The following is a 12,620-nucleotide window of genomic DNA, read 5'->3' as shown; positions in this document are numbered from 1 at the left end:
CCCCCACGCCCCAGGAGGCTCACTCATGACCAGGTACGGCTACCCGGGGGCCCCCGCCCGGCGGGACGACGGGCCGAGGGCGGGGATCTGGTCACTGATGAAGTGCTGGGCGGCGGGCATCGTGGTGCTGCTGTTCACCGAGTATCTCCAGATCACCGTGGTCTACGACTACATCGACTCCCCCGGCAGTCTGGGCTCGTTCAGCGGGCGGCTGCTGCTGATCCACCTGCCCAACGCCCTGTGCGTGGCGCTGTCCGTCTGGGCCGCCGCCCGGCTGCACCGGCCGCCCTTCCGGCACGGCACCACGCAGCACCTGGCCGCCGCCGTCGCCGTGCCCGTCGCGGCCCAGCTGCTGAACATGGCCGTGCAGCGGCAGGAGCCGACCGCCGAGGGGCTGCTGATGTCCAACGCCGTCCTGGCGGTCGGATGCGTGGCCGGGTGGGCGGCCGACCGGCTCCAGGAAGGGGACTGAGGGGGCGTGCGAGGGCCCCGCCTTCCGGCAGAACCCTTGACAACCACATTGGTCTGGACCAGCTTGTACCTCCACGGTGGCCACCGTTCCGGGACTCGGCTCCGGATGAATCCCCACACCCCCAACTCCCCCACCGGAGGCTGCAAGTGGATCGCACCACACGCGCACGCAGATGGCTCGGCGCCGGCCTGGCGCTGGCCGTCGGCACCGGACTCGGCCTCATCGGCACGACGGACACCGCACACGCGGCCGACGTCAACGTCGCCAAGAACGCCGGCTTCGAGTCCGGCCTCGCCAACTGGACCTGCTCCGCGGGCAGCGGGGCCACGGTGTCCTCCCCGGTACACGGGGGCGCCTCGGCCCTCAAGGCCACCCCGGCCGGCCAGGACAACGCCAAGTGCACCCAGACCGTGAGCGTGCAGCCCAACTCCACGTACACGCTGAGCGCTTGGGTGCAGGGCGGCTACGCCTACCTCGGCGCGAGCGGCACGGGCACCAACGACGTGTCCACCTGGACGCCCGGCACAGGTAGCTGGACCAGGCTGTCGACCTCCTTCACCACCGGGGCGAGCACCACCTCGGTGACCGTCTACACCCACGGCTGGTACGGCCAGGCCGCCTACTACGCCGACGACGTAGACGTCTTCGGCCCGGACGGAGGCGGCGGCTCCGACCCCGACCCGGTCGTCCCCGCGGCCCCGGGCGCCCCGGCGGTCGGCGCCGTGACCTCCTCCTCCGTGGCGCTGAGCTGGGGCGCGGTCTCCGGCGCGACCGGCTACAACGTCTACCGCGACGGTGCCAAGGTGCTGTCGGTGAGCGGCGGTTCCGCAACGGTGACGGGCCTGGCCGCGAACACCTCGTACCAGTTCCAGGTGACGGCGACGAACTCGGCCGGCGAGTCGGCCAAGTCGGCCGCGGTCACCGGCAAGACCAGCTCCACCGGCGGCAACCCCGGCAACCCGGCCGTACCGAAGCACGCCCTGACCGGCTACTGGCAGAACTTCGACAACGGCGCGACCGTGCAGAAACTGCGAGATGTGCAGGCACAGTACGACATCATCGCGGTGTCGTTCGCGGACTCGACCGCCACGCCCGGCCAGATCACCTTCACCCTGGATCCGGCGGTCGGCTACGCCTCGGTCGCCGACTTCAAGGCGGACATCACCGCCAAGAAGTCCGCCGGCAAGTCGGTGGTCATCTCGGTCGGCGGCGAGAAGGGCAACGTCACCATCAACAGTGACGCCTCCGCCACAGCCTTCGCGAACAGCGCCTACGCGCTGATGCAGGAGTACGGCTTCAGCGGTGTCGACATCGACCTGGAGCACGGCATCAATGCGACGTACCTGACGAAGGCGCTGCGCCAGCTGTCCCAGAAGGCGGGCTCCTCGCTGGTCCTGACGATGGCCCCGCAGACCATCGACATGCAGAACACCGGTACGGAGTACTTCAAGACCGCACTCGCCGTGAAGGACATCCTCACGGTGGTCAACATGCAGTACTACAACAGTGGTTCGATGCTCGGCTGCGACGGCAAGGTCTACTCGCAGGGCTCGGTGGACTTCCTCACCGCGCTCGCCTGCATCCAGCTGGAGGGCGGCCTCGACGCCTCCCAGGTCGGCCTCGGCGTCCCCGCCTCCACGCGCGGTGCGGGCAGCGGCTATGTCGACCCGTCCATCGTGAAGAACGCGCTGGACTGCCTGGCCCGCGGCACCAACTGCGGTTCCTTCAAGCCCGCCAGGACCTACCCGGCGCTGCGCGGCGCGATGACCTGGTCCACCAACTGGGACGCGACGGCCGGCAACGCCTGGTCGAATGCCGTCGGCCCGCACGTCCACAACCTGCCCTAGGAAGTCTCCGGCCCGGCCACCGGACGCCCGCACCGGGCCCGTACCGCTGCTCCCCCGGCGGTACGGGCCTGGTGGTTCGCTCCTCGGGGCGACCGTGGCCGGTCGCTCCTCACGCCGCCGGCGTTCACCAGGGCAGGTCGCGCACCTGCTGCACGCACAGCACCACGAACAGCAGTCCCGCGCCCGCCAGCATCACATTGCCGAGGGTGCCGTTGCGCCACTCGGCAGGCGTACGCGAGGAGTTGAGCAGCCAGACCAGGGTGAGCGCCAGGAACGGCATGAAGAACGCGCCGATCACGCCGTAGACGATCACCAGTCCGAACGGCTGGTCCAGGAAGAGCAGCGCGATCGGGGGGAACGTCAGCCACAGCAGGTACGCGCGGAACGGCAGCGACTTCTCGCGGCTGCCGGACGCCACCTCCGCGCCCGTACTCCCTTCGCCCTTCTTGCGGTAGTTGGTCACGAAGTCCGCGAACATCAGGCTCACGCCGTGCCAGACGCCGATGAGTGAGGTGAAGGACGTGGCGAAGAAGCCGATCAGGAACAGCTTGGCGGTGGCCGCGCCGTAGCGGTCCTGAAGGACCGTGGTCAGGTCGATCAGGCCCTTGTCGCCCTTGGCGATCGCGACTCCGGAGGAGTGCAGCAGCTCCGCGCCGACGAAGAGCATGGCGACGACGAAGATGCCGGTCGTGATGTAGGCGACCCGGTTGTCGAGCCGCATCACCTTCATCCAGCCGGTGTTCGTCCATCCCTTGGCGTTGACCCAGTACCCGTAGGCGGCCAGGGTGATGGTGCCGCCGACGCCGCCGATCAGGCCCAGGGTGTAGATCAGCGAGCCGTCCGGGAGGACCGGCGCGAGTCCCGCGAAGGCGTCGCCGAGGTTGGGCGTCACCCGGATCGCCAGATAGACGGTGACGACGAACATCACGCCGACCAGGACCGTCATGACCTTCTCGAAGACGGCGTAGTGGTTGAACCAGACGAACGCCAGCCCGACCAGACCGCACAGCACGGCCCACCACTTGAGGTCCATGACGTCCGGGAACAGGGCGTCGAGGGGCAGCGCGCTGGAGGACATGGCGGCCGCGCCGTAGACGAAGCCCCAGACGATGACATAGCCGACGAAGTAGATCGTCGTCCAGGAGCCGAGACTGCGCCAGCCGTCGAAGAGCGTCCTGCCGGTGGACAGATGCCAGCGGCCGGCAGCCTCCGCGAGGGCGATCTTCACGACGCACCCGATGATCGCGGCCCACAGGAGCGTGTAGCCGAACTTGCTTCCGGCGATGAGTGTCGCGACCAGGTCACCGGCTCCGACACCGGTTGCCGCGACGACGATGCCCGGTCCGATGTAGCGCCAGCTCGACTTGCGCGGCGCGGAGATGGCCTCGCCGGTGTTCTCCTCGGTGGTGCCTGTCATGCGCAGCCCGCCTTCCCACTCGTCCCACGATGTGACTGGGTTACCCACGTCGGACGCCGCTGATCCCACAAGGGGTCCGCCACACAGCAGGCGCGGGCGGATGGCCGGGAGTGCTATTGACCGGAGCATGCCAGAGTCGCACGATGAGGCGCGAGCCCACTCAGGCGTCCGCCGCTCCGCCGCGACGACCGCCGGACCCGCCATGACCCGTGCCGCACCCCGCACGCCCCGCACCCCGCACGCACCCCGCATACGCACGGAGCAACCCCCCACACCCCAGGAGCACTTGTATGCGAATACGCCGACTGGGAGGACGATCCGCCGCGCTGGCGGCCGTCGTCGCCCTCGCCGTGGCAGCGCCCCTCACCGCCAACGCTTCCTCGCCACCGGACCGGCCCGCGGTGTCGAACGCGGACGGGGACGAGCAGATCAGGCAGTACCGGATCCACGGCCCGGACAGCGCCGCCGACCGCACCGCCGTCGCCGCCACCGGTGTCTCCATCGACGAGGTCGACGACCACACGATCGTCGTCAGCGCCAACGCGGCCCAGGCGAAACGGCTGCGTGCCCTCGGGCACACCCTCGATGCGTTGCCCGCCCCGCCCGACCGGCGGACCACGGCCGACGTCGGGCCGTCCGACTTCCCCTCGGCCGACGCCAAGTACCACAACTACGCCGAGATGAACGCCGAGATCAACCAGCGCATCGCCCAGTACCCGAGCATCATGAGCAAGCGCGTCATCGGCAAGAGCTACCAAGGCCGGGACATCGTCGCCATCAAGATCAGCGACAACGTGGCGACGGACGAGAACGAGCCCGAGGTCCTCTTCACCCACCACCAGCACGCCCGCGAGCACCTCACTGTCGAGATGGCGCTCTACCTGCTGCGCGAGTTCGGAGAGGACTACGGCCGCGACTCCCGGATCACCAGCGCCGTCAACAGCCGGGAGATCTGGATCGTGCCCGACCTCAACCCGGACGGCGGCGAGTACGACATCGCGACCGGCTCCTACCGCAGCTGGCGCAAGAACCGGCAGCCCAACTCCGGCTCGTCGTCGATCGGTACGGACATGAACCGCAACTGGAACTTCAAGTGGGGCTGCTGCGGCGGCTCCTCCGGATCCCCGGGCTCGGACACCTACCGGGGCGTGTCCGCCGAGTCCGCTCCCGAGGTGAAGGTAGTCGCCGACTTCGTCCGCTCACGGGTCCTCGGCGGGAAGCAGCAGATCAGGGCGGCCATCGACTTCCACACCTACAGCGAGCTGGTGCTCTGGCCGTTCGGCTACACCTACGACGACACGGCGCCGGGCATGACGGCCGACGACCGCAACGCCTTCGCCGCGGTGGGCCGCAAGATGGCCGCGAGCAACGGCTACACGGCCGAGCAGTCGAGCGACCTGTACATCACGGACGGATCGATCGACGACTGGCTGTGGGGTGCGCAGAAGATCTTCGGGTACACCTTCGAGATGTATCCGAGCGGCTTCGGCGGCGGCGGCTTCTACCCGCCCGACGAGGTGATCGAGCGCGAGACCAGCCGCAACCGGGACGCGGTGCTCCAGCTGGTGGAGAACGCGGACTGCGTCTACCGCTCCATCGGCAAAGAGGCGCAGTACTGCTCCGGAAACTGAGAGCCACCGGCCCCCGTAACCCATGCGTTCCCCGGTCGTCAGTCCGACCTGGGAGCATCACAACCGGGGGAGTGCCGACGCGAGCGGACATGGGGCGGAAGTACCGCGCATGCCCCACACCAGAGCAGGACGAAGTCCTGACAAGGTGGGGACATCACACCAGGGCCCTGTGGAATCTGGCACTGGAACACCGCCTCATGGTCCGTCGCAAGCACGACGGCGTCTCGTGGGTCTGGTCGGCAGAACAGTGCCTCCTGCTTACGGAACTCCGCAATGATCCCGATGACTCGGTGAGTTGGATCAGGGACCTCCCCGCCACGGCCGGCCAGCAGGTCCTGCGCCGCCTCGACCAAGCATTCAAGAACTGGGCGAACTTGAACCACGGGAGCGGCATGCCGGTCTTCAAGCGCCGTGCCTCACCCATGAGCATTCCGTTCCCCGGCCAGAAGGTGCGGACAAGGAACCTCAACCGCCGCTGGGCCGAGGTGTGCATCCCCAAGCTCGGCTGGCACGGCGCTTCGGGGATGCGCGCCGTGCCGTACAGCCGGTGATTCAGGGGGATCAGTCCAGGACCGCCAGGGCGTCGATCTCGATGAGCAGGCCGGCGGGGAGGCCGACGTAGACCGTCGTACGGGCGGCGGGGGCCACCGTCAGGTCCTTGAAGTACTCGTTGTAGATCTCGTTCATCTCGGCGAAGTGGGCCGTGTCGGTGAGATAGACACGGATCATCATCACGTCGTCCCAGGACGCGCCGCCCTCTTCGAGGATCGCCTTGACGTTGGCCAGGGTCTGGAGCGTCTGCTCGCGCAGGGTGGGACCGGCGGGGGTGGGCGCCTCGCCCTCGACGGCCGGGAGGAAGCCGACCTGACCGGCGACCTGGAGGAGGTTGCCCTTCCGCACGCCGTGGGAGAACTTCGCGGGCGGCGCGGTGTGGGTGCTCGGGGTGATCGCGATCTTCTCGCTCATGCGCGTGTGTCCTTCTGCGGGGTATGTCCTGAGTACTCCCGCGTGATGGCGTCGGCGGTGCGCCGCACCAGCGGGAGAAGGGCGAGCAGCTCGTCGGCGGTGACGACGACGTTCGGCGCGGACACCGACATGGCGGCGACGGCCCGGCCGTCCGCACCGCGGATGGGGGCCGCGACGCAGTTGATGGACTCCTCGTGGCCGCCGAGGTCGGTGGCCCAGCCCTGTTCGCGTACGGTCGCCAGCTCCTTGAGGAAGGCACCGGCGTTCGGGATCGAACGGGACGTGTACATGGGGTAGTCGAGCTTCTCGGCGACGGCGCGCCGCTCGGGCTCGGGCAGGTCGGCGAGCAGCAGCTTGGCGACGGCCGCGACGGTGATGGCGACGGGCTTGCCGATGCGGGAGTACATCCGGACCGGATAGCGGCTCTCGACCTTGTCGATGTAGAGGACTTCGCTCTCCTCGTACACCGCGAGGTGGACGGTGTGCCCGATCCGCTCGTTGAGCGCGACCAGGTGGGGGTGGGCGATCTCGCGTACGTCGAGGTTCTCGACGGCCTCCTGCGCGAGGGCGATCAGTCGGGCGCCGAGGCGGTAACGCTGGTCCTGCTGGCGGTAGACGAGGCCGTGCTCGTGCAGCGTGCGCAGCAGGCGCAGCGCGGTGGACTTGTGGACGCCGAGCCGGTCGGCGACCTGTCCGAGGTCGGCGGGTCCCTGCGCCAGCAGCGGCAGGATGCTCAGCGCGCGGTCGACGGTCTGGCTCATGGTGTACGTACCTCCTGGTCTTCCCCCGTCCACCCGGGGCCGAGGTGCAGTCTCCCCCAGGCCTCGTCGTCCAGGGCGACGAGCCGGTCGGCGCGGTCGGCGGCCGGCGGCGCCGCGAGGTCGCCGCGAACGGTGAGGGCGGCTGCGGCCCACAGGTGCCCGTGCCGCAGCCGGTCCCTGGCGGGCCGTCCCCTCAGGGTGGCGGCCAGGAACCCGGCGGCGAAGGCGTCACCGGCCCCGACGGGGGCGGCGACGGTGACGCGGGGGGCGGGGGCGGTGGTGACGGTGTCGCTTGCGCTGCGCGGGGAGGGGGACAGCCCGTCGCGCGTGAACGACACCGCCCCCGCCGCCCCCCGCTTCACCACCACCGTCGACGGCTCCGGCAGCGCTTCCCGGATCGCGGAGGCACCCCGCAGCCCCCAGGCCTCCTCCGCCTCGTCCTCCCCGACGAACACCAGGTCCGCCCCGCGCGCCAGGTCCAGCAGGACCTCCGGGTCGGCGCCGGAACGCCACAGGCCGGGGCGGTGGTTCACGTCGAAGGAGACCAGCGGCCGGTCCTGCCGCCGGGCGGTGAGGTCGCGCATCAGGGCGAGGCAGTCGGGCGAGAGGGCCGCCGTGATGCCGGAGACGTGCAGGACGCGGGCGGACCGGACGGCGCCGGCCGGCACGGTGTGCGGCGACATGGCCGAGGCGGCGGACCCGGCGCGGTAGTAGAGGACCTCGTGCGCGTCGGTCGCCCGGTCGGTCGCCGTGCGGAAGTAGATGCCCGTCGGGCGTTCCGGATCGCGGACCACCGCGGAGGTGTCCACCCCGTACGCCGCGATCGTCTCCACGAGGTGGTCGCCGAAGCCGTCCGCGCCCACCCGCCCGACCCAGCGGGTCCGGTGGCCGGCCGCCGCCAGCGCGCACGCCACGTTGGACTCCGCGCCGCCGATGCCGCGGACGAACGACGGCACATCGGCGAGGCGGCCCTCGTGCGTGGGCAGGAACGTGACCATGGACTCGCCGAGGCAGACGACGTCCACGGGGGCGTGCACGCTCGCGGTCATGATCGCGGGGGCTCCTCGCTGGGCGGTCGCAGGGCACCATTGACCCCGCGTTGGCTCGGATGTTAGACAGCGCTAAGTGAAATACGCAATGGCCGTTGCATAATGCGCAACGGCACAGAGGAGGGCCCCATGGCTGCCGACAACGCCGTCGCACGACTCGCCGACGAACGGGCCGACCACCGCTTCAAGGCGCTCCCGCCCGACGCCGACGGCCGGACCATCGGCGAGCTGGCCGCCGCCCGGCTCAACCTCTTCACCGACGGCTTCACCACCCCCGTCCTCGCGCTCTCCGCCGAGTCCGTGGCGCACAACCTCTCGCTCCTTCAGGCATACGCCGAGCGCCACGGCCTCGCCTTCGCCCCGCACGGCAAGACCTCCATGGCGCCGCAGCTCTTCGCGCGCCAACTGGAGCACGGCGCCTGGGGCATCACCGCCGCCATGCCGCACCAGGTCCGTGTCTACCGCGCGTTCGGGTTCCAGCGGATCTTCCTGGCCAACGAGGTGGTCGACGCCGCCGCCCTGCGCTGGATCGGGCAGGAGCTCGACACCGACCCGGACTTCCGCCTGGTCTGCTACGTCGACTCGGTGCGCGGTGCCGAGCTGATGGACAAGGCGCTGCGCGGCACCTCACGCCCGCTGGACGTCGTCGTCGAGCTGGGCGCGGGCGAGGGCGCGCGCACGGGAGCCCGCACGGAGGCGGACTGCGCGGCGGTAGCGGACGCGGTGGCCGCCACCGGGACGCTGCGGCTGGTCGGCGTCGCCGGGTACGAGGGCGAGGTCCCGCAGGCCGACGGCGAGCGCAGCGAGGAGGAAGTCTGGGGGAGGGTGCACGCATGGCTGCGCAGGCTCGTGGCGCTGGCCGCGGAGTTCGACACGGCGGGCCGGTTCGAGGACGCCGGAGAGATCGTGATCAGCGCGGGCGGCAGCGCGTGGTTCGACGCGGTCGCCGATGTCTTCGCCGAGATCCCCGAGCTGTCCCTGCCGGTCCTCAAGCTGCTGCGCTCCGGCGCGTACGTCTCGCACGACGACGGTCACTACCGCGGGCTGACCCCCTTCAACCGGGTGCCCGACGAGGGCGCGCTCCAGCCGGCTTTCCGCCTGTGGGCCCAGGTCGTCTCGCGCCCCTCGCCCGAGCAGGCGTTCGTGAACGCGGGCAAGCGGGACGCGGCGTACGACCTCCACCTGCCGCAGGTGCAGGTCGTACGCGACGCCGGCACGGGCGAGATCCGCCCGGCCACCGGCGTCACCCTCACGGCCCTCTCCGACCAGCACGGCTGGCTGCGGACGGAGCCGGGGGCGCGGCTGGAGGTCGGGGACTGGGTGGGGCTGGGGCTGTCGCACCCGTGCACCAGCTTCGACAAGTGGCAGCTCATTCCGCTGGTGGAGGCGGACGGCACGGTCACGGACTACATCCGCACGTTCTTCTGACCCTGCCGGACATCGGCCCCGAGAGGACCCCCATGGAGCTGGTCATCCGCGATGCCCGCGTCATCGACGGCACCGGCGGCGCCTCCTACCGCGCCGACGTCGGCCTGACCGGCGGCCGTATCACCGCGATACGCCGGGAGGGCGCGCCCGCCCTGTCCGGCGTCCGCACGCTCGACGCGCACGGCCTCGCCCTGGCTCCCGGCTTCATCGACATGCACGCCCACAGCGATCTGGCCCTGCTGCGCGATCTGGACCACAGCGCCAAGGCGGCCCAGGGCGTCACCCTCGAAGTGCTGGGACAGGACGGGATGTCGTACGCGCCGGTCGACGACGCCACCCTCGCCGAGGTCCGCACGGCCATCACCGGCTGGAACGGCGGCGCACCCGGAGACACGACCGTCGACTTCGACTGGCGCACGGTCGGCGAGTACCTCGACCGGCTCGACCGCGGCATCGCCGTCAACGCCGCCTACCTCGTCCCGCAGGGCACGGTGCGGATGTACGCGGTGGGCTGGGAGGACCGCCCGGCCACCGACGCCGAGCTGACCCGGATGAAGCGCCTCGTCGCCGAGGGGCTGGAGCAGGGCGCGGTCGGCATGTCGTCGGGCCTGACGTACACCCCGGGCATGTACGCGAACGACTCCGAGCTCGCCGAGCTGTGCCGCGTCGTCGCGGCATACGACGGCTACTACTGTCCGCATCACCGTTCCTACGGCGCGGGCGCCCTGGCGGCGTACCAGGAGATGGTGGAGCTCACGCGCGAGGCGGGCTGCGCGCTCCATCTCGCGCACGCCACCATGAACTTCGGCGTGAACAAGGGCCGGGCCCCGGAGCTGCTGGCCCTCCTCGACGACGCGCTGGACGCGGGCGCCGACATCACGCTCGACACCTACCCCTACACCCCCGGCTGCACGACGCTCGTCGCCGTGCTCCCCAGCTGGGCGAGCGAGGGCGGTCCAGAGGCGGTGCTCGCCAGGCTCCGGGACGAGGAAACGGCGGAGCGTATCCGCCACCACCTGGAGGAGATCGGCTCGGACGGCTGCCACGGGGTGCCGGTCGAGTGGGACACGATCGAGATCTCCGGCGTCATCGACCCGGCCCTGACGGACCACGTCGGCCGGACGGTCCGGCAGTCCGCGGACGCGCGGGGCGAAGCACCCTGGGAGACCGCCCGGTGCCTGCTGATCGAGGACCGGCTGGGCTCGACGATCCTCCAGCACGTCGGCCACGAGGAGAACGTCCGCGCGATCATGCGCCACCGCGTCCACACCGGCGGCAGCGACGGCATCCTCCAGGGCCTCAAACCGCACCCCCGGGCGTACGGCACCTTCCCGCACTACCTCGGCCGGTACGCCCGCGACCTGGGCATCCTGTCCCTGGAGGAGACGGTGGCCCATCTGACCTCGCGCCCGGCGGCCCGGCTGCGCCTGCCCGACCGCGGCCTGGTGCGCGAGGGCTACCGCGGCGACCTCGTGCTCTTCGACCCGGGGACAGTGGCGGCGGGCTCGACGTTCGAGGAGCCGCGCACGCTTCCGGTCGGCATCCCGTACGTGCTGATCGACGGCCGGTTCGTCATCGAGGAGGGGGCCCGTACGGACGTGCTCGCGGGCCGGGCCGTACGGCGCACGGCGTCCGCATGACTCACGCTTTCCTGTCACAGAATGTGACAGACAGTCAGTGGAGGCGAGCGCCTAGAAGGCTGCTGAAGATCTTGTTGTGGGGCTGTCCGGCCGGAGGCCGGGCGGCCCTTTTCGCTATGCGGTGGCCGGGGTGAGGTGCCAGGTGGTGTTGGTGCGGGTGAGTCCGAGGTTGATCAGTCGGCGGAGGTTGAGGGCGGCGGCGCGGTGGTGGAGCCAGAGGTTGTTGGCGATGACGCCGCGGTAGGGCACCCGGCGGTTGCCCTTGGCGACGAGCCAGGCGATGGCGCGTTCGACGGGTGGCCGCCATCGGCGGTACTCGTCCTGCCAGCCGGCGTCGGTGGCGGCCTGGGCCCGGGCGGCGGCCAGCAGTTCGTACTGGGGGTGGACGTTGAGGGTGCGTCCGGTCTTGGAGGTGGTGCAGCGTTCCCGCAGCGGGCAGTCGGTGCAGACGCGCTTGAACTGGGCGGTGCGGGCGCCGTCTGCCTTGATCTGGCCGAGGTTGGCGGTGTGTCCGGCCGGGCAGGTGGCGGTGCCGGCGGCCTGGTCGATACGGAAGTCGTCGATGGTGAAGCCGCCGGGGACGGCCTGCCGCAGCGGCGGCGGCTTGATCACCAGGGTGTGGCCGTCGGCCTGCAGTTGTGCGCGCAGGTCGCCGGTGCCGTAGGCAGAATCGCCGAGCACGGTTAACTCAGTGCCCTCGTCCTCGTCGGCCAGCAGACCGGCGGCGACAGCAGCCTCGTGGTTGTCGGGGCCATAGCCGCCGGTCAGGGCGACTGCGGTGAACAGGCCGGTTTCCGGCTCGAAGGAGACGTGCCCTTTGAAGCCGTCCTGGTGGCGGGTGCGGTTCTTGTGGATGTGCCGTGCGTCGGGGTCGACGGTGGACACGGTCCGGTCCGCCACCGTGCGCTTGGCGATGCGCCAGCGTCCGTCGCGTCCGTCGGAGTCCTCGGCGGGCTCCACGTCCTGGCCTGCGACCAGGGCCAGCAGGCCGACCGCGTTCGCCGCCTTCTCGCCCAGGTTCTGCTCGGGCAGGTGCCCGAGCAGGTTGCAAGCGTCAGCAACCAGCGCGTCGACCAGCGTGGCGCGGGCGGCCTCGTCGTCCCAGGCGATCCTCGGCTTGCCCGGGTCGGTGTAGTCGTGCGCCCGGCAGTGCTCCGCGGCCACCTCTCCGGCGCCGGGGACCTCGCGGATCACCCGGCGGATCGCGGAGATGATCTGGGTGACGGTGTCCTGGGTGGCCACCGCGTCATCGAGCACGGTGGAGTCCAGCGCGCGCCGCTGCCTGCCCTTGAGTACGCCGGTCGCGGCCACGATCTCTTTGACCTTGGTGAAGATCCGCATCGGATCGGCCGAGTGACGCAGCCGACGCCTAAAGTACGTCAGCAGCGACGGATCGAACGCGGTGTCAT

Annotated in this window: 11 protein-coding genes and 1 pseudogene; 7 read left to right on the top strand and 5 right to left on the bottom strand. The window is 70.7% G+C overall.

Annotation, left to right across the window (positions count from 1 at the left end; translation table 11 throughout):
* Positions 1-25 precede the first annotated feature (25 nt).
* Both ACH5AF_RS21725 and ACH5AF_RS21720 read left to right on the top strand, forming a co-directional pair.
* Entirely contained in the window at positions 26-472 is a 447-nt protein-coding gene (locus ACH5AF_RS21725) for a hypothetical protein (protein WP_398903309.1), read from the top strand.
* A gap of 146 nt (positions 473-618) precedes the next feature.
* Complete coding sequence (locus ACH5AF_RS21720) at positions 619-2,319, top strand: chitinase (RefSeq protein ID WP_398903307.1); 1,701 nt, start codon at positions 619-621, stop codon at positions 2,317-2,319.
* Positions 2,320-2,443: 124 nt separating this feature from the next.
* On the opposite strand, the gene ACH5AF_RS21715 is transcribed toward ACH5AF_RS21720, so the two are convergent.
* Positions 2,444-3,736, bottom strand: a complete 1,293-nt coding sequence (locus tag ACH5AF_RS21715; protein WP_398903305.1) for an Nramp family divalent metal transporter — start codon at positions 3,734-3,736, stop codon at positions 2,444-2,446.
* Positions 3,737-4,026: 290 nt separating this feature from the next.
* Here ACH5AF_RS21715 and ACH5AF_RS21710 point away from each other — a divergent pair, with 290 nt between their 5' ends.
* From ACH5AF_RS21710 to ACH5AF_RS21700, 3 genes and pseudogenes are all read left to right on the top strand, one after another.
* Positions 4,027-5,367, top strand: coding sequence for a M14 family metallopeptidase (locus ACH5AF_RS21710; RefSeq protein WP_398903303.1), 1,341 nt, complete (start codon positions 4,027-4,029; stop codon positions 5,365-5,367).
* Positions 5,368-5,456: 89 nt separating this feature from the next.
* Positions 5,457-5,549 (top strand): annotated as a pseudogene (locus ACH5AF_RS21705) (helix-turn-helix domain-containing protein); the annotation flags it as partial.
* Between the two features lie 108 nt (positions 5,550-5,657).
* Positions 5,658-5,918, top strand: coding sequence for a hypothetical protein (locus ACH5AF_RS21700; protein WP_398903696.1), 261 nt, complete (start codon positions 5,658-5,660; stop codon positions 5,916-5,918).
* A gap of 10 nt (positions 5,919-5,928) precedes the next feature.
* On the opposite strand, the gene ACH5AF_RS21695 is transcribed toward ACH5AF_RS21700, so the two are convergent.
* From ACH5AF_RS21695 to ACH5AF_RS21685, 3 genes are read right to left on the bottom strand one after another with little or no spacing between them, the layout of a single operon-like run.
* Positions 5,929-6,333, bottom strand: a complete 405-nt coding sequence (locus ACH5AF_RS21695; protein WP_398903301.1) for a RidA family protein — start codon at positions 6,331-6,333, stop codon at positions 5,929-5,931.
* Positions 6,330-7,094, bottom strand: coding sequence for an IclR family transcriptional regulator (locus ACH5AF_RS21690; protein ID WP_398903299.1), 765 nt, complete (start codon positions 7,092-7,094; stop codon positions 6,330-6,332). The genes ACH5AF_RS21695 and ACH5AF_RS21690 overlap by 4 nt, the downstream gene beginning before the upstream one ends.
* Positions 7,091-8,143 carry a sugar kinase gene (locus ACH5AF_RS21685; RefSeq protein ID WP_398903298.1) on the bottom strand — a complete coding sequence of 351 codons (1,053 nt, stop codon included), beginning with the start codon at positions 8,141-8,143 and terminating at the stop codon, positions 7,091-7,093. Before ACH5AF_RS21685 ends, ACH5AF_RS21690 begins: the two co-directional genes overlap by 4 nt.
* Positions 8,144-8,272: 129 nt before the next feature.
* Here ACH5AF_RS21685 and ACH5AF_RS21680 point away from each other — a divergent pair, with 129 nt between their 5' ends.
* Together ACH5AF_RS21680 and ACH5AF_RS21675 are read left to right on the top strand one after the other, a co-directional pair.
* The gene (locus ACH5AF_RS21680; protein ID WP_398903296.1) at positions 8,273-9,571 is read left to right on the top strand and encodes an amino acid deaminase; all 1,299 of its coding nucleotides are present in this window, start codon (positions 8,273-8,275) and stop codon (positions 9,569-9,571) included.
* A gap of 32 nt (positions 9,572-9,603) precedes the next feature.
* Positions 9,604-11,211: an amidohydrolase family protein gene (locus ACH5AF_RS21675; RefSeq protein WP_398903294.1), complete on the top strand. Its 1,608-nt coding sequence runs from the start codon at positions 9,604-9,606 to the stop codon at positions 11,209-11,211.
* 114 nt (positions 11,212-11,325) lie between these two features.
* Here the strand turns inward: ACH5AF_RS21675 and ACH5AF_RS21670 are convergent.
* Positions 11,326-12,620: transposase (locus ACH5AF_RS21670; protein WP_398903292.1), on the bottom strand; the 1,295-nt coding region annotated here is incomplete at its 5' end.

This window comes from Streptomyces sp. NPDC018833 (assembly GCF_044390825.1).
Lineage (GTDB): Bacteria > Actinomycetota > Actinomycetes > Streptomycetales > Streptomycetaceae > Streptomyces.
This window is presented reverse-complemented; position numbering and strand designations above follow the sequence as displayed.